This is a genomic window from Mycolicibacterium grossiae (assembly GCF_008329645.1).
Lineage (GTDB): Bacteria > Actinomycetota > Actinomycetes > Mycobacteriales > Mycobacteriaceae > Mycobacterium > Mycobacterium grossiae.
The window spans coordinates 2998438-3021492 of the sequence record NZ_CP043474.1 but is presented as its reverse complement, the minus strand read 5'-3'; the positions used below and the strand labels follow the sequence as shown (position 1 = coordinate 3021492).

Annotated in this window: 23 protein-coding genes; 12 read left to right on the top strand and 11 right to left on the bottom strand. The window is 72.4% G+C overall.

Features of this window, described 5'->3' with window-relative positions:
- Positions 1–2 precede the first annotated feature (2 nt).
- Positions 3–1364: an FAD-dependent oxidoreductase gene (locus FZ046_RS14445; RefSeq protein ID WP_246182783.1), complete on the top strand. Its 1362-nt coding sequence runs from the start codon at positions 3–5 to the stop codon at positions 1362–1364.
- 25 nt (positions 1365–1389) lie between these two features.
- Here FZ046_RS14445 and FZ046_RS14440 read toward each other — a convergent pair whose 3' ends face one another.
- A complete protein-coding gene (locus FZ046_RS14440; protein WP_070355245.1) occupies positions 1390–1734 on the bottom strand; it encodes a hypothetical protein in 345 nt (114 codons plus the stop codon).
- 15 nt (positions 1735–1749) lie between these two features.
- Positions 1750–2352, bottom strand: coding sequence for a TetR/AcrR family transcriptional regulator (locus tag FZ046_RS14435; protein WP_070355244.1), 603 nt, complete (start codon positions 2350–2352; stop codon positions 1750–1752).
- Between the two features lie 40 nt (positions 2353–2392).
- Between FZ046_RS14435 and FZ046_RS14430 the strand changes: the two genes are divergently transcribed.
- Together FZ046_RS14430 and FZ046_RS14425 are read left to right on the top strand one after the other, a co-directional pair.
- Entirely contained in the window at positions 2393–3535 is a 1143-nt protein-coding gene (locus FZ046_RS14430; protein ID WP_070355243.1) for a phosphotransferase family protein, read from the top strand.
- The gene (locus FZ046_RS14425; protein ID WP_070355242.1) at positions 3535–4650 is read left to right on the top strand and encodes an Rv3169 family protein; all 1116 of its coding nucleotides are present in this window, start codon (positions 3535–3537) and stop codon (positions 4648–4650) included. The genes FZ046_RS14430 and FZ046_RS14425 overlap by 1 nt, the downstream gene beginning before the upstream one ends.
- On the opposite strand, the gene FZ046_RS27440 is transcribed toward FZ046_RS14425, so the two are convergent.
- On the bottom strand, positions 4647–4814 hold the full coding sequence (locus FZ046_RS27440; RefSeq protein WP_099046032.1) for a hypothetical protein: 168 nt from the start codon (positions 4812–4814) through the stop codon (positions 4647–4649). The genes FZ046_RS14425 and FZ046_RS27440 overlap by 4 nt on opposite strands.
- A gap of 91 nt (positions 4815–4905) precedes the next feature.
- Here FZ046_RS27440 and FZ046_RS14420 point away from each other — a divergent pair, with 91 nt between their 5' ends.
- Positions 4906–6528, top strand: coding sequence for an alkaline phosphatase D family protein (locus FZ046_RS14420; protein ID WP_246182782.1), 1623 nt, complete (start codon positions 4906–4908; stop codon positions 6526–6528).
- Positions 6529–6545: 17 nt separating this feature from the next.
- On the opposite strand, the gene FZ046_RS14415 is transcribed toward FZ046_RS14420, so the two are convergent.
- Both FZ046_RS14415 and FZ046_RS14410 read right to left on the bottom strand, forming a co-directional pair.
- Positions 6546–8099, bottom strand: a complete 1554-nt coding sequence (locus FZ046_RS14415; RefSeq protein WP_083298476.1) for a flavin-containing monooxygenase — start codon at positions 8097–8099, stop codon at positions 6546–6548.
- 43 nt (positions 8100–8142) lie between these two features.
- Positions 8143–9126 carry a TIGR03617 family F420-dependent LLM class oxidoreductase gene (locus FZ046_RS14410; RefSeq protein ID WP_070355255.1) on the bottom strand — a complete coding sequence of 328 codons (984 nt, stop codon included), beginning with the start codon at positions 9124–9126 and terminating at the stop codon, positions 8143–8145.
- 28 nt (positions 9127–9154) lie between these two features.
- Between FZ046_RS14410 and FZ046_RS14405 the strand changes: the two genes are divergently transcribed.
- The gene (locus FZ046_RS14405; protein ID WP_070355240.1) at positions 9155–10519 is read left to right on the top strand and encodes a flavin monoamine oxidase family protein; all 1365 of its coding nucleotides are present in this window, start codon (positions 9155–9157) and stop codon (positions 10517–10519) included.
- Here the strand turns inward: FZ046_RS14405 and FZ046_RS14400 are convergent.
- Together FZ046_RS14400 and FZ046_RS14395 are read right to left on the bottom strand one after the other, a co-directional pair.
- Positions 10509–11456, bottom strand: coding sequence for an alpha/beta fold hydrolase (locus tag FZ046_RS14400; protein WP_070355239.1), 948 nt, complete (start codon positions 11454–11456; stop codon positions 10509–10511). The two genes, FZ046_RS14405 and FZ046_RS14400, sit on opposite strands and share 11 nt — an antisense overlap.
- 45 nt (positions 11457–11501) lie before the next feature.
- Positions 11502–12620 (bottom strand): NAD(P)-dependent alcohol dehydrogenase, encoded by a 1119-nt coding sequence (locus tag FZ046_RS14395; RefSeq protein WP_070355238.1) that lies wholly within the window; start codon positions 12618–12620, stop codon positions 11502–11504.
- Between the two features lie 22 nt (positions 12621–12642).
- Here FZ046_RS14395 and FZ046_RS14390 point away from each other — a divergent pair, with 22 nt between their 5' ends.
- Positions 12643–13608 carry an NADPH:quinone oxidoreductase family protein gene (locus tag FZ046_RS14390; RefSeq protein WP_070355237.1) on the top strand — a complete coding sequence of 322 codons (966 nt, stop codon included), beginning with the start codon at positions 12643–12645 and terminating at the stop codon, positions 13606–13608.
- 45 nt (positions 13609–13653) lie between these two features.
- Here FZ046_RS14390 and FZ046_RS14385 read toward each other — a convergent pair whose 3' ends face one another.
- Complete coding sequence (locus FZ046_RS14385; RefSeq protein ID WP_246182781.1) at positions 13654–14871, bottom strand: MFS transporter; 1218 nt, start codon at positions 14869–14871, stop codon at positions 13654–13656.
- Positions 14872–14952: 81 nt separating this feature from the next.
- Positions 14953–15825: a LysR family transcriptional regulator gene (locus FZ046_RS14380; protein WP_070355235.1), complete on the bottom strand. Its 873-nt coding sequence runs from the start codon at positions 15823–15825 to the stop codon at positions 14953–14955.
- A 163-nt stretch (positions 15826–15988) separates the two neighbouring features.
- On the opposite strand from FZ046_RS14380, the gene fumC reads away from it, so the two are divergent.
- From fumC to FZ046_RS14365, 4 genes are all read left to right on the top strand, one after another.
- Complete coding sequence (gene fumC / locus FZ046_RS14375; RefSeq protein ID WP_070355234.1) at positions 15989–17452, top strand: class II fumarate hydratase; 1464 nt, start codon at positions 15989–15991, stop codon at positions 17450–17452.
- Positions 17453–17688: 236 nt separating this feature from the next.
- A complete protein-coding gene (locus FZ046_RS14370) occupies positions 17689–18705 on the top strand; it encodes a threonine/serine exporter family protein (protein ID WP_070355233.1) in 1017 nt (338 codons plus the stop codon).
- A gap of 49 nt (positions 18706–18754) precedes the next feature.
- The gene (locus FZ046_RS27435; protein ID WP_170292438.1) at positions 18755–18919 is read left to right on the top strand and encodes a hypothetical protein; all 165 of its coding nucleotides are present in this window, start codon (positions 18755–18757) and stop codon (positions 18917–18919) included.
- Between the two features lie 61 nt (positions 18920–18980).
- Complete coding sequence (locus tag FZ046_RS14365; RefSeq protein ID WP_246182780.1) at positions 18981–19502, top strand: DUF302 domain-containing protein; 522 nt, start codon at positions 18981–18983, stop codon at positions 19500–19502.
- On the opposite strand, the gene FZ046_RS14360 is transcribed toward FZ046_RS14365, so the two are convergent.
- Positions 19477–20370, bottom strand: a complete 894-nt coding sequence (locus FZ046_RS14360) for a formylglycine-generating enzyme family protein (protein WP_070355232.1) — start codon at positions 20368–20370, stop codon at positions 19477–19479. The two genes, FZ046_RS14365 and FZ046_RS14360, sit on opposite strands and share 26 nt — an antisense overlap.
- Positions 20371–20401: 31 nt before the next feature.
- On the opposite strand from FZ046_RS14360, the gene cobM reads away from it, so the two are divergent.
- Complete coding sequence (gene cobM, locus FZ046_RS14355) at positions 20402–21199, top strand: precorrin-4 C(11)-methyltransferase (protein WP_070355253.1); 798 nt, start codon at positions 20402–20404, stop codon at positions 21197–21199.
- Positions 21196–21840 carry a 5,6-dimethylbenzimidazole synthase gene (gene bluB, locus FZ046_RS14350; RefSeq protein ID WP_070355231.1) on the top strand — a complete coding sequence of 215 codons (645 nt, stop codon included), beginning with the start codon at positions 21196–21198 and terminating at the stop codon, positions 21838–21840. The genes cobM and bluB overlap by 4 nt, the downstream gene beginning before the upstream one ends.
- On the opposite strand, the gene cbiE is transcribed toward bluB, so the two are convergent.
- Positions 21815–23020, bottom strand: coding sequence for a precorrin-6y C5,15-methyltransferase (decarboxylating) subunit CbiE (gene cbiE / locus FZ046_RS14345; protein WP_070355230.1), 1206 nt, complete (start codon positions 23018–23020; stop codon positions 21815–21817). The genes bluB and cbiE overlap by 26 nt on opposite strands.
- Positions 23021–23055 lie beyond the last annotated feature (35 nt).

Here is a 23055-nt window from a genome sequence, read left to right as displayed (position 1 = left end):
GCGTGACCACCGACTACGACCTCGTCGTCATCGGCTTCGGCAAGGGCGGCAAGACGCTCGCCGCCACGCTCGGGCGACAGGGCAGACGGGTCGCCATGATCGAACGCTCGGCCGAGATGTACGGCGGCACCTGCATCAACGTCGGCTGCGTCCCGACGAAGTCGATGGTCTTCGCCGCCGAGGAGGTCTCGGGGACCGGCCCGCAGCCGCAGGCCTACGCCGCGGCCGTGCGCAGCACCGCCGACCTCACCTCGGGTCTGCGAGGCGAGAACTTCGCCATGCTCGACACGATCGACGGCGTCGACGTGCTCACCGGCCCGGCGTCGTTCGTCGACCCGCACACCGTGGCCGTCGCCACCGCGGACGGCACGGTGACCGTGACCGGACGGACCATCGTCGTCGGCACCGGCTCGGAGCCCACCTGGCCGGACCTGCCGGGTCTGCGGGACGACCCGCGGGCGGTCACCAGCACCGAACTGCTCGCCATGCCCGTCCTGCCGCGGCGGCTGGTGGTCCTCGGCGGTGGCTACGTCGGCCTCGAATTCGCCGCCATGTTCGCCGGATACGGCGCAGAGGTGACCGTGCTGGAACGGCACGCCGCCGTGCTCGGCCGCGAGGACGACGACGTCGCGTCGTGTGCGGCCGACCTGCTCACCCGGGCGGGCGTCGCGCTGGTGACCTCGGCGGAGGTGACGCGCGTCGACGACGGCACCGTGCACTACGAGGTCGGTGGCACCGCGGCGTCGGTGGAGGCCGACGTGATCCTGGTGGCGCTGGGCCGGCACCCCGTCACCGCGGGACTGGCGCTCGAGAACGCGGGTATCACCACGCGTGCCGACGGGTCCATCGAGGTCGACGAGCATCTGCGCACCAGCCAGGAACACGTCTTCGCCGTCGGCGACGTCAACGGCGGCCCGCAGTTCACCTACGTCTCCCTCGACGACTACCGGATCGTGTTGAGCCAGTTGACCGGTGCGGGCGGCCGCAGCGTCCGCGACCGCCGCGCGGTCCCCTACTGCCTGTTCATGACGCCACCGCTGTCGCGGGTCGGGCTGACCGAGCGGGAGGCCCGTGCCACCGGCCGCCCGGTGAGGGTGGCCGCGCTCCCGGTGGCGGCGATGGCGACCGTGCCGCGCGCCCGCATCGTGCACCAGCCCGGGGGGATGATGAAGGCCGTGGTCGACGCCGAGACCGACGAGATCCTCGGCGCCGCACTCCTGAGCTACGACTCGCACGAGGTCATCAACACCGTCGCGCTGGCCATGCGGCACGGCGTGACGGCCTCGGCGCTGCGCGACGAGATCTACACCCACCCCTCGATGACCGAGGCGTTCAATCAACTGCTGGGCGCCCTGCACTCCTGAACTCGCCGCGTCATCGGGAGCCGCGTCACCGGGAGTCCGCGGGCGGCTCGTCCTCGGACCCGGCCATCAGGACGTTCCAGGCCTCCCGCCGCCGGCGGTCCTGGATTTCCCGGCGCCACTGCGTTCCGCGCCTGCTGAAGCGGCCTTCGGCCGCCTGCTCGGCGACCTCGGTGATCCTGCGACCGAGGATCAGGGCTTCGCCGATCGTCATCGTCAGCAGCACCCCGGCCCGGTCACCCTCGGGCCGGCCGACGGGGTCGACGACCACCCGGGCGGTCTCGGCACGCCCGTCGGCGTCATCGGTGAAGGGCGGGGTCGAGTAGACCTCGGGCACCCCTTCTTCGTCGTTCAGGGTGAACTGCACGTACATGCCACAACGGTACTGTCACGCCGTGACGCCGTGGGTGACGATCGCCGCGGTCTGGTCGACCCACGCGTCGTCGAGATCGCCGCCGGGCACCAGGAGCAGCCGCAGGAGCGTTGCGCCGCCGATGATTTCGATGAGCCGTTCCGGAAGGACGTCCGGGTGCACCTCGCCGCGGTCGATGGCATGCGCCAGCCGGACGCGCACCATCTCGAACAGGCCGACGAACCGCGCCATCACCCGGGCGTTCAAATCGGCGTCGTCGGCCATGTCGGCGATCAACCCGGGGAGCGCCGCCCGCACCACCGGGCTGACGAAGACGTCGCGCGTCGCCTCGATCATGGCGCGCACGTCGGCGGTCACGTCGCCCTCGGGTTGGGTCAGCGCGGTCGGCGCCGAGGGGAATGCCGCCTCGTGCACCAGCTCGGCCTTGCTCGACCACCGTCGGTACAGCGCAGTCTTGGTGGTGCCCGCGCGGTCGGCGACGGCGGCCATCGTCAGGTTGGCGTAGCCGATCTCGGCGAGCAGCTCCGCGGTGGCCGCCAGTATGGCAGCGTCGATGCGAGGGTCGCGCGGACGTCCAGCGGCGGGACTCTCGACAACCGGGGGTGGGTCTGCTTTCATAACGCTACTCACCGTATCGTAATCGCAGAGAGGTGGTCGAGTGACGAACGACCCGGCCGTCGAAGACGTCAGCCGCCTGCAGCACTCTTCCCGCGACGTCACCACGCTGCCCGCGGTGATGTCGTCGTGGCTGTCCACCGTGATGCCCGGCGGCATCACTCCCGACGTCACCGTCGAGAGCGGCGTCGACGCCAACGGCATGTCCTCGGAGACGATCATCCTCACCGGCCGGTGGCTCGACGACGGCCGACCGGTCGAGCAGCGCTGGGTGGCGCGGGTGGCACCCACGGCCGAGGACGTGCCGGTGTTCCCCACCTACCGGCTGGACCACCAGTTCGAGGTCATCCGACAGGTCGGCGAACTCACCGACGTGCCGGTGCCGCGCGTGCGCTGGCTCGACGACCGCGGCACCGTGCTCGGCACGCCGTTCTTCCTCATGGACCACGTCGACGGCATCGTGCCGCCCGACGTCATGCCCTACACCTTCGGCGACAACTGGTTCGCCGACGCCCCGCCCGAGCGTCGCCGCGCCCTGCAGGACGCCACCGTGGAGGTGCTGGCGAAGCTGCACGCGATTCCCGATGCGGCGCAGCGCTTCGGCTTCCTGACCGACGCCGACCCGCCCGGTGACACCCCGTTGCGCCGTCACTTCACCTGGCTGCAGGACTGGTACGCGTTCGCCGTGCCCGACAGCGGCCGGTCGCCGCTGGTCGAGCGCGCCCTGGCGTGGCTCGAGGAGCGCTTCCCGACCGACGTCGCCGCCGCCCCGCCGGTGCTGGCGTGGGGCGACTCGCGCATCGGCAACGTCCTCTACGAGGACTTCCGGCCGGTGGCGGTGCTGGACTGGGAGATGGCGTGCGTCGGTCCGCGTGAACTCGACGTTGCGTGGATCGTGTTCGCGCACATGGTCTTCCAGGAACTCGCGGGGCTGGCCGGACTGGAGGGCCTGCCGGACGTGCTGCGTGAGGAGGACGTCCGCGCGACGTACGAGGCGCTGACCGGCGTCACGCTGTCGGACCTGCGGTGGTTCTACGTCTACTCCGGGGTCATCTGGTGCTGCGTGTTCATGCGGACCACCGCGCGACGCGTGCACTTCGGCGAGATGGCTGCCCCCGAGGACGTCGAGTCGACGTTCTATCACGCCTCGCTGCTGAAGCGGCTGATCTCAGGAGAGGACACCTGATGCTCGGACCCATGGACGAGTTCCCGGTACACCAGATCCCGCAACCCATCGCCTGGCCGGGAAGCTCGGACCGCAACTTCTACGACCGTTCCTACTTCAACGCCCACGACCGCACCGGCGACGTCTTCGTCATCACCGGGCTGGGGTACTACCCCAACCTCGGGGTGAAGGACGCCTTCTTCCTCGTCCGGCGAGGGGACGTGCAGACCGCCGTGCACCTCTCGGACGCCATCGACGGCGACCGACTGCACCAGCACGTGGTGAACTACCGCGTCGAGGTTGCCGAGCCGCTGCACCGACTGCGCATCGTGCTCGAGGAGACCGAGGGCATCGCCGCCGACCTGACCTGGACGGGCCTGTTCGACGTCGTCCAGGAGCAGCGCCACGTGCTACGCACCGGCACCCGGGTGACCCTCGACGCGCAGCGCTTCGCCCAATTGGGTTCGTGGAGCGGATCTCTGACGATCGACGGCGAGGAGATCGCCGTCGATCCGGACGTGTGGCTCGGCTCGCGGGACCGGTCCTGGGGCATCCGCCCCATCGGTGAATCCGAACCCGCCGGCCGGCCCGCCGATCCCCCGTTCGAGGGCATGTGGTGGCTCTACGTACCGATGGCCTTCGACGACTTCTCGATCGTCCTCATCATCCAGGAGGACCCGAGTGGCTTCCGGTCGCTCAACGACTGCACGCGCATCTGGAAGGACGGGCGCATCGAGCAACTCGGCTGGCCGCGGGTGAGGATCCACTACCGGTCCGGTACCCGCATCCCGACCGGCGCGACGATCGATGCGACCGCGGCCGACGGCAGCGCGGTCCGCTTCGACGTCGAGTCGAAACTGCCGGTGCCCATCCACGTCGGCGGCGGTTACGGCGGCGACGCGGACTGGATCCACGGCGTGTGGCGCGGCGAGAGGTTCACCGAGCGACTGACCTACGACATGACCGACCCGGCCATCGTGGGCCGGGCCGGTTTCGGCGTCATCGATCACGTCGGGCGGGCCGTCTGCCACGAGGGCGACCGCGCGCCGGCCGAGGGGTGGGGCTTGTTCGAGCACGGCGCGCTGGGACGCCACGATCCGTCGGGCTTCGCCGACTGGCTGAGCGTGGCCGACTAGCGGCCGTTCCCCACGACCGACGTCGCGGCGCCGACCGTGGCCTTCTGCTGGATGTCGTCGAGCCACTGCTGGCGATCGATGCCGGCGCCTGCTGCGGGAGCCAGGGCGAGCACGGCGGCGGCGAGTCCGCCTGCGATGGCGGTGGTGATGCTGAACTTCGTCATGCAGCCTTCAACCGTGCTGGTCGACCCGGCATTTCCGCTGGCAGTGATTGTTCGGCGGGTGGCAGGATCTCGCCGCCACTAGGCTGTGTCGGTGACCCTGCTGCTCGGCCCCGTCCTCCGCCACGTCGGCGACACCACCGCCATGGTGTGGGTGCAGACCGAACGGCCGTCCACCGTCGAGATCCTCGGGTGCGCGGCCCCCACCTTCGAGGTCCAGGGATTCCACTACGCGCTGGTGCCGGTCACCGGTCTGACGCCGGGCACCGCCACGGAATACGAGGTCCGCGTCGACGGGACGACCGTCTGGCCGGAACCCGGTTCGGAGTTCCCGCCCAGCGTGATCCGCACCCGCAGCACCGATCCCGGCGACGATCTGCGAATCGTCTTCGGATCCTGCCGCTACCCCAAGACCGGCGACGAGAAGCTCGACGCGAAGATCGGTCAGGACGCGCTGGACTGCTACGCCACGCGGCTCACCGAACTGCCGGTCGACGAGCGACCCGACGTGCTGATCCTGCTCGGCGACCAGGTGTACGCCGACGAGCTGACCCCGGACGCGCGCCGGCACCTGGCCGGTCGCCGGACGTCGGGGCGACGCCCGCCCGACGAGGTCGTGACGTTCGGCGAGTACGAGGGCCTCTACCGGCACACCTGGGGGGACCCGGAGATCCGCTGGATCATGTCGACCCTGCCGACGGCCATGATCTTCGACGACCACGACATCCGCGACGACTGGAACACCTCGGCCGCCTGGCGCGCCGAGGTCAACCGGAAACCGTGGTGGCGGGACAGGATTCGCGCGGGACTGGCGTGCTACTGGGTCTATCAGCACCTCGGCAACCTCAGCCCCGACGAGCTGGACGCCGACGACGACTACCGCAAGGTGCTGGCCGCCGAGGGCGACACGTGGACACACCTCGCCGACCTCGCCGACCGCGCCGACCGCGAGGTCGACGGCGACAAGGGGCTGCGGTTCTCCTACCGTTGGGACCTGGGACGCACGCGCCTCATCATGGTGGACTCGCGCAACGCGCGGATCCTCGAGAGCGGCGAGCGCAAGATGCTCGGCGACCGCGAGTTCGCGTGGCTCGAGGAGCAGGTCGACGACGGGCTCGCCGACCTCGACCACCTCGTCATCGGGTCCTCCCTGCCGTGGCTGCTGCCTCCCGCCATCGGCGACCTGCAGACCATCAACGAGGCCGGCGCCAACCGGCCCGGTCTGCGCGGCCGGCTGTCGGAGAAGGTGCGCCAGGCCGCCGACTTCGAGCACTGGCCCGCGTTCCTGGCGTCGTTCCTGCGGCTCAGCGACCTGGTCGCACGGGCGGCGTCGCAGCCCGAGCGTGGACCCGCGAGCATCAGCGTGCTGTCCGGCGACGTGCACCACAGCTACGCCGCGCGGGCGGAACTGCCCGGTGCCCCCGGCACCCGGGTGCACCAGCTGGTGTGTTCGCCGGTGCACAACTACGTGCCGGCCTTCGTGCGTCCGGTGTTCCGTCTCGGGTGGTCACCGCGGGCGGCCCGCGTCACCCGCTGGTGGGCCCGGCGCAGCGGCTCGCCGCAGCTGCCACTGACGTGGCGCAACCTCAGCGGCCCGCTGTTCGGCAACACCATTGCGGCCCTGCACGTGTCGGGCCGCAGCGCCGAGGTGCTGTTCGAGCAGCCCGACAGCGGCTGTCGCCTCACCGAGGCGGCGCGGATCGCCTTGACCGACTGACGGACTGACCGACAGCGTCAGCCGACCGCGGCGCCCGCCGGGTCCTGCGCCGGGTGGGCGGCGGGTGCGGGCGCGCGGCCGAACACCATCGACTCCTCGATGTGGTCGAACCGGTGGTCGATCAGGTCGAGCACGTAGTTGTGCCGGACGTGCCACGGCCGCCGGGTGCCCGAGCGCGGCAGGGCGTGCGGTGCCCGCTTGATGTAGTTGGCCTCGAGGTCGAACGTGGGCTTCTCCTCGATGGCCGCGTCCCCCAAGTGCGGGTAGGCGTGGGTGTAGCCACGCTCGCCCATGTAGGCGAGCAGCTTCGCGACGGCCTTGGCGGTCATGTCGGCGCGCAGCGTCCACGACGCGTTGGTGTAGCCGATGCACCACGCCATGTTCGGCACGTCCTCGAGCAGGTACTCCTTGTAGACGAACCGGTCGGCGGGGTTCACCGGTTGGCCGTCGACCACCAGCGCGATGCCACCGAGCGCCTGCAGCGTGAGGCCGGTGGCGCTGACGACGACGTCGGCGTCGATCCGCTGCCCGGACTCGAGCACGATGCCGGCGGCGTCGAAGTGGTCGATGCGGTCGGTGACCACCGAGGCGCGGCCCGCGGAGATGTCCTCGAAGAGATCGTGGTCCAGCACCAGGCACATGCGCTGATCCCACGGGTCGTAGCGCGGCTTGAAGTGCACGTCCACCTCGTAGCCCGGCGGCAGGGCGGCGATGGTCCGGTTGCGGACCAGCCAGCGGCCGAACCTGGGCAGCTTGCGGAACATGAAGTAGCTCAGCACGTGGAACCACGCGTTGCGCAGCCGGACGACCGCATGAGAGGCCTTGCGCGGCAGCACCTTGCGGATCGCGTGCACCATCGGGTCGATGCGCGGCATCGACATCATGTAGGTCGGCGAGCGTTGCAGCATGGTGACGTGGGCGGCCGTGCGGGACAGGGCGGGCACCAGGCTGATCGCGGTGGCGCCGCTCCCGATCACCACGACGTCCTTGCCCGTGGTGTCGAGGTCCTCGGGCCAGAACTGCGGGTGCACGACCCGTCCGGTGAAGTCCTCCACGCCGGGGAAGTCGGGGCGGTGCGGGTCGTCGTAGCTGTAGTAGCCGGTACCGCAGAACAGGAACCGGCCCCGGTACGCCTTCTCCGGTCCGGCGGCGCCGTCCGGGCGAGTACGCAAGGTCCAGGTGTCGGTGGTGGAATCCCACTCGGCCGACGTGACGTGGGTGTTGAACCGGATGTGGCGGGCGATGCCGTGCTTGCGCGCGGTGGTGGTCAGGTACTCGCGGATGTCGGCGCCGTCGGCGACGTTCTCCGGGCGGGTCCACGGCTCGAACGGGTAGCTCAGCGTGAAGATGTCGCTGTCGGAGCGGATGCCGGGATAGCGGAACAGGTCCCACGTGCCGCCGATCCGCTCGCGCCGTTCCAGGACGAGGTAGCGCAGGCCGGGGTTGCGTTCGGCGATCCGGTACGCCGCGCCGATGCCCGAAATACCGGCGCCGACGATCAGGACGTCGACGTCCTCAATGCCGGTGTCGGTGCTGGTCTCGGCGTCGAGGTGGGGGTCACCGCTGCCCATGAGAGCCTCCTTGGTCCCGCTGCGTACCACCCACCCTAGGCGGTCACGTCCGCAGCGCGTCAACGATCTGCGCGAGCGCGCCGACGTCGATCGGACCGGGCTGGTAGATGCACACGTCGTCCGCGACGCCGGCCACCCGGTCGGCGATGTGCGCGGCCACCTGCGCCGGGGTGCCGCAGGCGGCGATGGTGTGCAGCACGTCGTCGTCGATGAGCCCGCCCATCTCCCGCCAGCGGCCCTGCTTGGACAGGGCGTGCAGCTCGGGTTGCAGGTCACCCCAGCCGTGGGTGTCGAGCACCGGCCGGTAGGCCGGCGTGGACCCGTAGAAGGCCAGCAGTTGCCGCGTGGACGCGTGGTCGGGGTTGGCGTCCGAGGTCACCGACACGATGATCTCGGGCACGATCGCGAGATCGCTGCGGTCCCGCCCGGCCGCTGCGAGGCCCTCGGTGACGTTGCGCAGGGTCACCTCGTGCAGGAAGCGCTTGGAGCCGAACGGCATGACCAGCAGGCCGTCGGCCACCTCGGCGGTGGCGCGGGTGAGCCGCGGCCCGAGCGCACCGACGTAGATCGGCGGCAGCGTCTCGGGCATGACGCGCGGGGTGAAGTTCGGCGTCATCAGCGTGTGCCGGTAGAACTCGCCGCGGAAGTCCAGCCGCTCCCCCGTCGACCACGTGGCGAAGATGTCGCGCAGCGCGCCCACCAGCTCGGTCATCCGCGCCACCGGGCGGTCGAATGCGGCGCCGAAGCGCTTCTCGATCTGCGTGCGGATCTGCGTGCCGAGCCCGAGGGTGAACCGGCCGCCGGAGAGCACCTGGTGGTCGATCGCCTGGTGTGCGAGGTGAATGGGGTTGCGCGGGAACGCGATCGCCACGTTGGTCATGAGGTCCAGGCCGCCCACGGTGGACGCCAGCGTGAGCGGGGTGAACACGTCGTGCGGGCCCTCGAACGTGAAGACGCCGCTGGCGCCCGCCTCGCGCAGGGCCGCGGCCCGCTGCTGAGCATCCGTCGGTCCGAACAGCGCCGTCATCACCCGCACAGCGTGAGAGCCTAGTGGGGTGGACACGTCATCCGGGGCCGTTGTCGCCGTGATCGGCGCCGGTTTCGCCGGGCTGACCGCAGCGCGGGAATTGGAGCGCAGCGGCCACCACGTCGTGGTGCTCGAGGGCCGCGACCGCGTCGGCGGCCGCTCACACACCGCCACGCTGGCCGGGGTGCCGGTCGATCTCGGTGCGACGTTCGTCGGTCCCACCCAGACCGCGGTCCACGCGCTGGCCGCCGAGGTGGGCTGCGACACCGCGCCGACCTACGGCCGAGGCAAGAACCTCATTCGCTGGCGCGGGCGGGTGCGGTCCTACCGCAGCACGATCCCGAAGCTGTCGCTGCTCGAACTGGTCGACGTGTCGCGGATCCAGTGGCGGTTCGAACGGCTGGGCCGGGGCCTGTCGGTGAGTGCGCCGTGGACGTCACCGGCCGCCGAGCGACTCGACGCGGTGACGCTCGACGCGTGGCTGCGGTCGGTGCACGCGGGCGCCTCGACGCGCGACCTGATGGCCATCGTCTCGCGCGTGACGTGGGGCTGCGAACCCGCCGACGTCTCGATGCTGCACGCCGTCCGGTACGTGAAGGCGGCGGGCGGCATCGGCCCGATGCTCGACGTCCAGGGCGGCGCCCAGCAGGACCACTTCCCCGGCGGCACGCAGCAGATCGCCGACGCAGTCGCCGGGCAGCTGGCCGGCGAGGTCCGGCTCGGCGCGGCGGTGCGGCGCATCGAGCGTGACGCCGACGGCGTCACGGTGCACACCGGCACCGGGACCGTACGCGCCGCCGCCGTGGTGATCGCCGTGCCGCCGGAGCACCGCGCGGCCATCGAGCTGTCCCCGGCCCTGCCCGAGGGCTACGCGCAACTGGCCGCCGCGTGGCCGCTGGGCCGGCTGAGCAAGGCGTACGCCGCCTATCCGACCCCGTTCTGGCGCACCGCCGGGCAGTCCGGTCAGGCCCTGTCCGACGAGGGACCGGTCTTCATCACCTTCGACGTCAGCCCCGGCGACGAGGGTCCCGGCGTGCTGCTGGGGTTCACCGACGCCCGGACGTTCGACCCGCTGCCGCCCGAGCGGCGCCGTGCCGCCGCACTGCAGTGCTTCGTCGACCTGTTCGGCGACGCAGCCGCCGATCCGGTCGACTACCTCGACCACTGCTGGGGCGCCGAGGAATTCGCTCCCGGCGGACCGACCGCCGCGGTGCCGCCGCAGGCGTGGACCCGACACGGGAGGTGGCTGCGCGCCCCCGTCGGCAACGTGTTCTGGGCCGGCACCGAGACCGCGGACGTCTGGACGGGATTCCTCGACGGCGCCGTGCGCTCCGGCCTGCGGGCAGCCGACGAGGTGCACCGCTACCTCGCCGGTGACCGCACTAGGAGCTGAGCCGCGTCGCGCGCACCCCGTCGATGAGCGCGCGCAGGTGGCCGTTCACCTCGTCGGGGCGTTCGAGGATGGAGCAGTGCCCGCCGCTGAGTTCGACGAACGACGCGAGATGGGGAACCGCGGCGGCGATCCGCCGGGACGCGGCGACGGGCAGCAGCCGGTCACCCCGGCTGCCGATGACGAGCGTCGGCACCACGAGGTTGTCCGCCCCCAGGTGCCGCGAGCCCATCGCGTCGACGAGCACGCGGGCCCAGCCGCCGCGGCCGGGGGGCGGGGTCGCCGCGAACAGGGCGAAGACGACGTCGGCGATCGCGGGGTCGGCGTCGCGGCCGACCGCCAGCGTCGAGACCAGCCGGCGGCTCTGCTGGATGGATCCGGGCAGCAGCGGCGCCGCGCCCAGCCGCTTGAGGAGCAGCCCCGCGGCCCGCACCCGGCTCGTGGCGAGGCGCTGCGGCACGGCCATGAAGTCGACGTACTGGAGGATCTCGCCGGAGGTGGTGTTGATCAGGGCGACGCCGTCGGCGCACTGCCGGACCCGGGCGGGATAGCGCTGCGCCCCCGCCTGGATGGCGATGCCACCCATCGAGTGGCCCGCGATGACCGCCCGCTCCCCCGGCGCGAGCGTCGCGTCGAGCACCGCGTCGAGGTCGGCGGCGAGGAAGTCGAGGTTGTAGGCGCCGCGGCGCCGCGGCACGCCGCTGCGGCCGTGACCGCGGTGGTCGTAGGCGATGACGCGGTGGTCACGCGCCAGGTCGGTGATCTGGTGGGCCCACACCCGCACCGCGCAGGTGATGCCGTGGGCCAACACCACCGGGTAACCGTCGCGGGGTCCGAACACCTCGGCGTGCAGGCGGGTGCCGTCCACCGAGCGGACCTCGACGACCTCGCCCGGCGGCAGGTCGTCGACGGGCGCGTACGGGCGCAGGCGCGGGCTCATCGGCACTCCGATCTGCCGCGGCGGCGGTGCCGCGGCGCGAGAAGTCTAGCGACGTCCGTCATCCGCGGTGTCGCCCAGCAGCACCACTGGCTTGACCGCGGCGCCGGTCACCGCCGCCGTCCAGGCGTCGTCGAATGCGTCGAAGGCGTAGGTGGTGACCAGCTTCTCGACCGGCAGGTCGCCGGTGCGCCACCAGTCGGCGAGCCGCGGGATGAACACTTGCGGGTCGGAGTCGCCCTCCACCACGCCACGGATGCGCAGCCCTCGGCCCATGACGATGCCCACCGGCAGCTCGGCGGTGAGGGCGCCGAGACCGACCAACGCCAGGGTGCCCCGCGCCCGCAGCGACAGGACGGCCGCGGTGAGGACGTCCGGACGCGCTGTGGTGTCGACGGCGAGGTGCGCCCCGCCGCCGGTGGCCTCGACGACGCGCGCGGCGACGTCGCCGTCGGCCGGGTCCACCACGGCGGTGGCGCCGAGGTCCAGCGCCAGCCGGCGGCGCTCGGCCACCGGATCGACCGCGACGATCGTCGAACACCCCGCGATGCGGCCGCCCAGTATCGCCGAGCAGCCGACGCCACCGGCGCCGAAGACCACCAGCGCGTCGCCGGGGCGCGCCGCCAGCGCGTTGAGGACGGTGCCGACGCCGGTCTGCACGCTGCAGCCCAGCGGGGCGGCGACGGCCGCCGGGATCGCCGGGTCGAGCACGACCGCGTTCGCCGAGCGGGCCAGCGCATGGGTGGCGAAGCTCGACTGGCCGAAGAAGCCGCCGCGCACCGGCCGGCCGTCGCGGTGCAGTGCGCTGCGCTCGTCGGCGCGGTCGCCGCGGAGGTTGAGCGTCGTGGAGTGCTCGCAGTACGCCGGCGCCCCGGCCGTGCAGTGCGCGCAGGTGCCGCAACTGGCGAACGTCAGCACCACCTGGTCACCCGGCCGGGCCCGCACCCCGGCACCGACGGCCTGCACGGTGCCGACGCCCTCGTGCCCGAACGTCATGGGCAGCTTGGCCGCCGGCCAGCGCGCGGCGACGCTGACGTCGGTGTGGCAGATGCCCACCGCGTCGATGCGCACCAGCAGCTCGTCGTCGGAAGGAGGGCGGACCTGGACGTCGACCACCCGGGGGGCGGCTCCCTCGTCCAGCAGGACCGCGGCACGCGCATCGATCACGCCGGGATGTTAAATGGTTCGGATGCGTGCCATACAGGTAGCCAGGTTGGACGGTCCGCAGGCGGCGGAGCTGGTGGAGATCGACGAGCCCACCGGCGAGGTCGTGATCGACGTGCACGCCGCGGGCGTCGCCTTCCCGGACGCGCTGCAGACCCGCGGGCTCTATCAGATGAAGCCGCCGCTGCCCTACGTCCCCGGCGCCGAACTCGCCGGCGTGGTCCGCAGCGCCCCGCCGGGCGCCCACGTCTCGACCGGTGACCGGGTGGCCGCGCTGACCATGCTGTCCGGCGCGATGGCCGAGGTCGTCGCCGTGCCCGCCGAGCAGGTATTCGCCCTGCCGCCGTCGGTGTCCTTCGAGGCCGGCGCCGGCCTGCTGTTCAACGACCTGACCGTGCACTGCGCGCTGCGCACCCGCGGCCGGCTGGCCCCGGGCGAGACGGTGCTGGTGCACGGCGCCGCGGGCGGCATCGGCACGTCGACGCTGCGGCTCGCGGCGGCCTGGGGCGCCTCGCGGGCCATCGCGGTGGTGTCCACCGAGGACAAGGCCGCCGTCGCGCGTGCGGCCGGCGCCACCGACGTCGTACTGGCCGACGGCTTCAAGGACGCGGTCAAGGAGCTGACCGGCGGCCGCGGGGTCGACGTCGTCGTGGACCCGGTCGGCGGGGACCGCTTCACCGACTCGCTGCGGTCGCTGGCGCCCGGCGGCCGGCTGCTGGTCGTCGGCTTCACCGGCGGCGAGATCCCCACCGTTAAGGTGAACCGCCTGCTGCTCAACAACGTCGACGTCGTCGGCGTCGGCTGGGGTGCGTGGACCGCCACGCACCCCGGGTACCTGCAGGAGCAGTGGGCGGAGCTGGAGCCCCTGCTGGCATCCGGTCTGGTGACGCCGCCGGAGCCGATCGTCTACCCGCTGGAACGGGCCGGCGAGGCCATCGCCTCGCTGGAGGACCGGTCGGCCAAGGGCAAGGTCGTCGTCACGGTGCGCTAGTCACGGTGCGCAAGTCACGGCGCGCCGTGGCGACGCCGAGCGCGGTCAGTCGCGCAGCACGGTGGCGGCGATCGCGGCGGCGACGCCGGCCAGGACGAGGATGGTGACGGCCACCGCGGTCCAGCCGTGCGCGTCGAACGCGACGCCGCCGCACCACCCGATGACGCTGGAGCCGGCGTAGTAGAAGAGGTTGTAGAGCGACGAGGCCTGCGCCTTGCCCACCGGCGCGGACTGCCCGGTCCACCCCGCGGCGATCGAGTGCGCGCCGAAGAACCCGGCCGTCGCGATCACCAGGCCCACCAGCACGAGGATCAGCTCGTCACTCAGCGTGATCGCCACGCCGGTCGCCATCAGGGCGACCGACGCGAGGAGCACGCGCTTGCGTCCGAAGCGGGTCGCCTCGGCGCCGGCGCGCGACGACGCCCACGTCCCGGCGAGGTAGGCGAGGAACACCAGGCTCACCAGTGACGGCGCGAGGTGGAACGGGGCGCCGATCAACCGGAAGCCGAGGAAGTTGTACAGCGCGACGAAGCCACCCATGAGCAGGAACGCCTGCGCGTAGAGCGCGAGCTGACGCGGCGTGCGCAGGTTGGCGGCCAAACGGTGGAGCACCCCACCGTCGGGGTGGGCGCCGCGCTCGCGGGACGGCACGAAACCGCGCGGCGCCGGCGCGAGGCGCACGAAACTCAGTGCCGCGACGCCGCACAACACGGCGACGGCGAAGATGCCCGTGCGCCACGACGTGGCGTCGGCGACCGGGCTGGCGATCAGCCGCCCGAGCAACCCACCGACGGTGGTGCCGGCGACGAAGGTGCCCGCGGCGCGGGCGGCGTGTCCCGGGTCGACCTCCTCGGTGAGGTAGGCCACGGCGATCGCCGGGACGCCGCCGACCATCAGGCCCTCGACGAATCGGCCGACGAGCAGCAGGTCGAGCGTCGGGGCGAACGGGACCAGCAGACCGACCGCGGTGGCCACCGTCACCGAGATGGAGATGGCCTTGACGCGACCGATCCGGTCGGCGAGCACCGACCACGGGATCACGCCGACGGCGAGACCGACGGTCGACACCGACACCATCAGGGCGGCGTGCGCCGCGCCGACGCCGAGGTCGGCCGAGATCAGCGGCAGGACGGCCTGCGGCGAGTACAGCTGCGCGAACGTCGCGATGCCCGCGCAAAACAGCGCGGCGAGCAGCCTCCCGTAGGCAGCCGACCCGCGGGCGTGGCCGGCCCAGGCGCGTTCGGTGGTCTGGTCGATGGACACCCGGTCCACGGTAGGAACGCCCGGCATGATGTGTCCAATGCATCATCGATCGCCAGTTCATGCGCGTAACGCATGACGGTGTCAGCGGGCGAGGAATTCCGCGAACCGCGCGGCGGGCGGCGTGGGGTCGCGCTCGCGGTCGAAGACCAGTCCGACCTCCCGCTTGGCCCCCGCGTTGGACAGCGGCACGTGGACCAATTTGGCGTCGGTCTCGACGCCCTCGCGCGGCACCGGCACCACGGCGACCCCGAAACCGGCCGCCACCAGACCCTCCATGGTGGGGATCTCGGTGGCCTCGAACACGATCTCGGGGGCCATCCCGTCCTCGGCCCACAGCTCGTCGGTGAGCTGCCGCAGGCCGAACGGCTGCTCGAGGGCCACGAAGGGGTCACCGGATGCCGCGCTGAGCCGGATGCGGGACCGCCCCGCCAACCGGTGGCCGCGGGGGACGGCGAGACACAATCGCTCGACGTACAGCCGACGCCACGCGAACACCGCGGGGTCGGGGCGGGGCGAACTGATCGCGATGTCGGCGTCACCGGCGCGCACCCGCGCGGTGATCTCGTGCGCCGGGCCCTGGAACAGGTCGAAGCCGACGCCCGGCGCTTCCTGCCGGAAGCGCCGGAGCTGCTCGGGGACGTACCAGGTGGCCAGTGAATGCAAGAACGCCAGGCGCACCCGGCCGCTGTCCGGGTCGCGCAGCGCGGTGATGCGGGCCACCGCCGCGTCGATCTCGGCGATGCTCCGGCGGGCGTGTTCGGCCATGATGCGGCCGTAGGCGTTGAGCCGCAGCCGGCGGTTGGAGCGATCGAACAGCGGCGTGCCGGCGTCGGCCTCGATGCGTGCCAGCGCCCGCGAGAGCGTCGGCTGACTGACACCCAGCTCGGCCGCGGCGTCCGTCACGTGCTCGGTCTCGGCCAGCACGACGAACCAGCGCAGTTCCTCCAGGTGCACGGCTGCACGATAACCAGCGTGGGCCATACCCACCGCCTATGGCCGCCTCGCCGCACGGCTATTGGACATTGCGGCATGGTGCCGGAAGGGTCGACATCGCCGCACGGTGGCGTCGGATCGCCGGTACCGTGCACTTCTCGTCACCTCGCGATTAGGACCCCACGTGACCGAACGCAACACCCACGAGCAGCCCGCCTACACCGATGTCCGGATCGGCATCGACGCCGCCGGCACCCGCAGCGAGTTCGACAGTCTCGGCACCGTCGACGTGCCCGCCGACCGGTATTGCGGCGCACAGACACAACGTTCGTTGCAGCACTTCTCGATCGGGACCGACCACATGCCGATCGAGGTGTACCACGCCTACGGTCTGGTGACGAAGGCGTGCGCGATGGTCAACGAGCGGGCGGGCCGCCTCGAGCCGTGGCGGGCGCGCGTCATCGTGCAGGCCGCCGAGGAGGCCATCGCGGGCGACCTCGACGACCACTTCCCGCTCTTCGTGTGGCAGACCGGATCCGGCACGCAGAGCAACATGAACGTCAACGAGGTGCTGAGCAACCGGGCCATCCAGCTGCTCGGCGGGGAACTCGGCAGCCAGGTGCCCGTCGGCCCGAACGACCACGTCAACATGGGGCAGAGCAGCAACGACACCTTCCCCACCGCCATGCACATCGCGACGCTGACGGCCATCGACGAGCACCTCGTCCCGAAAGTGCGTGCGCTGCACGACGAGATCGCCGCGAAGAGCGCGCAGTGGATGGACGTCGTGAAGATCGGCCGCACCCACCTCGAGGACGCGGTCCCGCTGAGCGTCGGGCAGGAGTGGTCGGGGTGGGCCGCGCAGCTGCAGGCGTGCCTGGACGAGATTGGGCACGTCCGCATCGGACTGCTGGCCCTCGCCGTCGGCGGCACCGCGGTCGGCACCGGCCTCAACGCGCCGCCGGGCTTCGGGCGTGACGTCGCCGCCACCCTGGCCGACCTCACCGGCACGCCGTACGTCACCGCGCCGAACAAGTTCGCCGCGCTGGGTTCGCTGGATCCCATGGTGCGGGCGCACGCCGCGGTGCGTGGTCTGGCGGTGGCCCTGATGAAGATCGCCAACGACATGCGCTGGCTCGCGTCGGGACCCCGGTGCGGTCTCGGCGAATTGGTGCTGCCCGCCAATGAACCCGGATCGTCCATCATGCCCGGCAAGGTCAACCCGACCCAGTGCGAGGCACTGGTGATGATCGCCATTCAGGTGATGGGCAACGACGCGGCGGTGGCGCTGGCCGGCTCGCAGGGCAACTTCGAGCTGAACGCCATGCGCCCGGTCATCATCGCCAACGTGTTGCACTCCATCCGCATCCTGGCCGACGGCTGCGAGAAGTTCCTCGAATTCTCCGTTCGGGGAACCGAACTGAACACCGACCGGATCGGCCACTACGTCGACACCAGCGCCATGCTGGTCACCGCACTCAGTCCGGTGATCGGCTACCAGAACGCCGCGCACATCGCCGAGGACGCCATCGCCCGTGACATCACGCTGCGGCAGGCGGCGCTCGACTCCGGCAAGGTGACCGCCGAGCAGTTCGACTCCGTCGTCGACCCACACGACATGATCGGCGACGGGGTCGCCGGTGCCTGAGGTCGTCATGTCGTGACGGGTGATCGGGAGGCCCTCGGCACGATTCTGCGTGCCGCAGTGGCCCTGCACGGCCACGGCCAGTCGACGAGCATGACGCTGACGGCGGTGCAGCGGCTCTCGCGCGGGCTGGCGCAGCCCGCGGTCGTGGTCCCGGGGTGGGCGTCGGTCACCGTTCATGACCCCCGTGGGGGTGGCCGGGGGTCCTCGTCGCCGCGGCCCAACCCAACGCGGTCAACATGCGGCGGGTAGCGGCGGTCATGCGCGCGGTCGACGAAGCCGAGCACGGACCGCTGGACCGCGCGGAGGTCGAGCGGGCCCTGGACGCGGCCGAGACGCTACCGCCCTCGTCGACTCCGGCGTTCACCGCGGCGTGCGGTGCCGGCGCGGCGGCGCTGTCCCTGGTGTTCGGCGCCACCGACGTGCGGGTGATCGCTCTGATCGCGGTGGCCGCCGCGCTCGGCGGCCTGCTCCGGCGCCTGCTGGCCCGACTGACGGCCGACGCGCTCCTGCAGACCTTCGTCGCCGCCCTGATCGCCGGGGCGGCCGGGACCGTCGCGGGCGCGATCGGTCTGGACGCCGCCGTGGGACTGGTCGCGGTGTGCCCGGCGATGGTGCTGGTGCCCGGCCCGCAGATCCTGATCGGTGCGATGGACCTGCTGGCCGCCCGAATGTCGTTGGCCCTGGCCCGGCTTGGGTACGCGCTGCTGGTGCTGGCCGTGATCGCCGCCGGACTGATGGTCGGGCTGTGGCCCGGCGGTCAGCCGCTGCCGCTGACCTCACCGCCGGCCGACGTGCCGTTCCTGGTCGACGTCCTCGCCGCGGGCGTCGCGGCGGCCTGCTATCCGGTGTTCTTCTCGATGCCCTACCGCCTGTTGGGGTGGCCGATCGCGGTGGGCATGGCGGCGCACGCACTGCACTGGTGGGCGATCACGAGCTGGCATGCGAGCCTGCCGGTGGCCGCGCTGCTGGCGTGCCTGCTGGCGGGCACCGTCCTGACCCCACTCGCCTACGTCAAGCACATGCCCTTCGCCGCAGTCGGTTTCGCTGCCGTCGTGGCGATGGTGCCGGGCATGTACGTCTTCCGCGTCGTGGCCGGCGTGGTCGACCTCGCCGGGCGCCCGGACCAGCAGGTGCTGCTCGACGTGGTGAGCAACGGCGCCACCGCCGGCCTGACGGTCATCGGCATGGCCGTCGGACTGGCCGTGCCCAGCCGCGTGCGCGACTGGGTGCTGGCGCGCGGCGATCGCGTGTGACGACGCGCTGACGGGGTATGAAGCCACACATCACGCGAAGGGATGGCCAGTGGACGAGCAATGCCCGGGCAGCAACCGCGAACTGCCCCACGAACCCGAGCCGAACAAGGCCCAGGAGTGCCCCGAGTGCGGGCGCGGCGTCACGGTCGAGGCGCACGACACCGACGACGGCATCCGTTACGCCGTCGCGCCCCACGAGGCAGTCCTGAGCTGACACAGCCAGTTCCCAGGCGCCGGCGGAAATAGTCGCCGCGTCCGGTCGGGTTGTCCCCGACGTGAGCATCGCACGCACCGAGCACGTCATGACGCGGCTCGACATCCCCACCGGCATCCCGTTCGACGCGTTCGTCGCGGCCTTCGACCGCGAGGCACCGACGCTGGACACCGGGCCGTTCCAGGAGATCCTCGCCACCGGCGGCGACTGGGACGACGTGCGTGCGGCGATGGCGCAGCAGGCCACCCACGGCCTGGTCGTCTACGCCAAGCTCGACGCGTCCCCGCTGTTCGCGCTGGCGGGACACCGCGTTCACGCGGTGGAGTACCTCCTCGGCAACCAGGTGATCGCGGAGACGATGTTCCGCCACGACCCGCACGCGATGCTGTACGCACCGCTGCGCGTCCTGCTCTTCAGCGACGAGGACGGCGCGGCCGTGGTCGCGATCGACCAGCCGTCGACGGTGTTCGGCGGGCTGGGCCACGATGCCGTCGCCGAGGTGGGCGCGCAGCTCGACGGCAGGGTCGCCGAACTGCTGCGCGCGCTCGGGGTCGACGTCACCGACGCGCTGGAGGATCGCTGAGGACGCAGCGGAAACCCAGGTGCGTGGTCGCGCTGTCCTGGGACTGCGACGACCGCGCCGCAGGCCGGTAGCGGTGGCAGTACTCCGGCGCGCACAGGTGCGAGCCGCCCTTGATGACCTGATGGCTGGCCGGGTCGCCCGCCGGGTCGGGGCAGCACGACGTCGTCTCCCTGCCGGGCCGGTGCCGCGCGTCGTAGCGCGTCGTCGTCCACTCCCACACGTTGCCGATCATGTCGGCGAGCCCGAAGCCGTTGGGCGGGAACGTCGCCACCGGTGACGTCCCCGACCAGCCGTGCGCGCCGCGGTTGTCGTACGGAAAGCGTCCCTGCCACGTGTTGGCCATCAGCCGCCCGTCCGGCGCCGCCTCGTCGCCCCACGGATAGGTCGTCGTCGTGCCCGCCCGCGCGGCGAACTCCCACTGCGCCTCGGTCGGCAACCGGCGCCCGGCCCACGACGCATACGCCACCGCGTCCGGGTAGGCCACCTGCACCACCGGGTGCTCGGCCCGGTCGTCGATCGACGACCCCGGCCCGGCGGGGCGCCGCCAACACGCCCCGGGCACCCAGTGCCACCACTGCCGCCAGTCCCGTAGGTCCACCGGTCCCGGGGTCGGGCGGAACACCAGGGCGCCGGGCGCGAGGTCGGCGGCCGGCACGCCGGGGAACGCCGCCGGGTCCAGTGCCCGCTCGGCCACGGTGACGTAACCGGTATCCGCCACGAACGCGGCGAACTGGGCGTTGGTGACGGGGTGGCGTTCGACGGCGAAGGCCGCCACCGCGACCTCGTGCACCGGGGTCTCCTCGGGATAGAACCCGGTCGCGCCCATCGCGAACGTGCCGCCGGGCACGTCGACCAACTCCGTGAGCACGCTCCCAGGGTAGGCAGTGGACACTGATCGGGTGTCCGATGACTCCACCGCACGCCACGTGCACTTCGTCGGCGCCGGCCCCGGTGCCGCCGACCTGCTCACGGTCCGCGCCACGCGCCTGCTCGCCGATGCCGACGTGGTGCTCTTCCCCGGCACCTACCTCGACGACGGGGTGCTGGCGCACTGCTCGCCGTCGGCCGAACGCGTCGACACCGCGCACCTCGACCTCGACGCGATCGTCGCCGCCATGGTCACCGCCCACCGCGCGGGACGGCGCGTGGTCCGGTTGGTGTCGGGCGACCCGTCGATCTACAGCGCGGTGTCCGAACAGACCCGGCGCCTCGACGCCGCCGGCGTGCCGTGGACGGTGACGCCGGGCGTCCCGGCCTACGCCGCGGCGGCCGCCCGGGTGGGCCGCGAGCTGACCGTGCCGCTGGTGACGCAGTCGGTGGTGCTGACCCGGACCCAGCAACGTTCGACGGCCATGCCCGACGCCGAGTCGCTGACGGCGTTCGCCGCGACCGGCGCCACGCTGGTGCTGCACCTCGCAATCACGCGCATCCGGGCGCTGATGGCGGAGGTCGCACCGATCCTGGGCGCGGACTGCCCGGTGGCGGTGGTCTACCGCGCATCGCAACCCGGGGAGATCGTCGTGCGCGGCACCGTGGCCGACATCGCCGAGGCGACGGAGGCCGCCGACCTGCGGCAGGCGGCGGTGATCCTCGTCGGGCGCGCGCTCGGCGAGCGGCCCGATCCCTGCGCCGGCGAGAGCCACCTCTACGACGCGCAGCGCGACCGCTCCGGCTCGACGACCGGTGGCCGCCGGTGACCGACCTCTACGACGTCATCCACCGCCGCCGCGACACCCGACGCGAGTTCACTGGTCAGCCCGTGGCGCCCGCCGTGCTGCAGCGCGTCCTGGCCGCGGCACACGCGGCGCCGTCGGTCGGCATGTCGCAACCGTGGGACTTCATCCTGGTCCGCTCCCCCGCGACGCTCGACGCCTTCGCCGACCACGTACGCGCCGAACGCGACGTCTTCGCCGCCCGCCTCGACGGCGAGCGAGCCGAGACGTTCGCGCGCATCAAGATCGAGGGCATCCGGGAGTCGGGCCTGGGCGTGGTGGTCGGCTACGACGCCGCCCGCGGCGGCGCGCACGTGCTGGGCCGGCACGCGATCGACGACGCCGGGCTGTACTCCGTGGTGTGCGCGATCCAGAACCTCTGGCTCGCCGCGACCGCCGAGGGCCTGGGCGTCGGGTGGGTGTCCTTCTACCGCGAGGAGTTCCTCGCCGAGCTGGTGGGCCTGCCCGTCCACGTGCGGCCGGTCGCGTGGCTGTGCCTCGGACCCGTGGCCGACCTCCCGGACACGCCGGACCTGGAGCGCTACGGCTGGCGGCACCGCGACCCGCTGCACGCCGTCGTGCACGACGAGCGCTACGACCTCAGGCGCGCCACGCCCACTGCGTGACGGCGCGCGACGGCGTCCACCCCGTGAAGGTGCCGACCGGCGCCGCGTGCTCGACGTGGATGCGGGTGAGTTCCCCGCCACGCTCGCCGTACGCCGCGGCCAGCAGCGTCTCGGTCTCCAGCGTCACGCCGTGCACCACCAGCCGCCCGCCCGGCCGCAACGCCGCCACGCACGCCGGCAGCACCCCGGGCCGCGTCGCGCCGCCGCCGACGAAGATCGCGTCCGGGGCGGGCAGGTCGGCCAGCGCACCGGGCGCGCTGCCGTGCACGACGCGCAATGCGGGCACCCCGAGGGCACGAGCGTTGCGGCCAATCCGTTCGGCGCGGACCGCGTCGGCCTCCACCGCCACCGCGCGGCACGCCGGGTGCGCGCGCAGCCACTCGATGCCGATCGACCCGGCGCCCGCCCCGACGTCCCACAGCAGCTGCCCCGGTGCGGGAAGCAGGCGCGCGAGCGCGGCGGCCCGCAGGTCGCGCTTGGTCAGCTGGCCGTCGTGCTCGAACGCCTCGTCGGGCAGCCCGGACGCCCAGCCCGCGACGAGGGGTCCGACCGCCTCGACGGCCACCACGTTGAGCCGTGGCGACGGCCCGTCGAACGCCGCCGCCGTTGTCTCCGTTCGCGATTCGTGCGCCGCGCCGAGGTCGCCGAGCACCACCATGCGGCTGGCGCCGTAGCCGTGCGCGGTGAGCAGCGCCGCGAGGTCGGCCGGCGTGCGATCGTCGGCGGACAGCACCAGCACCCGCCGGTCGGGGGCCAGCTCGCGCAGCACTGCGTGCACGTCGCGGCCCACCGCGCTGACGACGACGGCGGATTCCGCCGACCATCCGAGCCGCGCGCGGGCCAGGGCCACCGACGACACGTGCGGGACGACGCTCACCCGATCGGGACCGAGGACCTCGACGAGGGTGCTGCCAATGCCGCTGACCATCGGGTCGCCGGACGCCAGCGCCACGGTGCGGTGACCCGCACACTCGATCAGCACGGCCTCCAGCCCGGCCCGCAGCGGCGACGGCCACGCCGTCCGACGCTGACCCGCGACGGCGGGCAGCAGGTCCAGCTGACGCGGCGCGCCGAGCACCACCTCGGCCGCGACGATGACGTCGCGGACGGCCTCCGTCAGGCCCGACCAGCCGTCCGCACCCACTCCGACGACGGTCAGACGCACGTCACCGAGGCTCACGGCGGCGATGCTAGCGTAGGAGCGCGAGGTGCCCC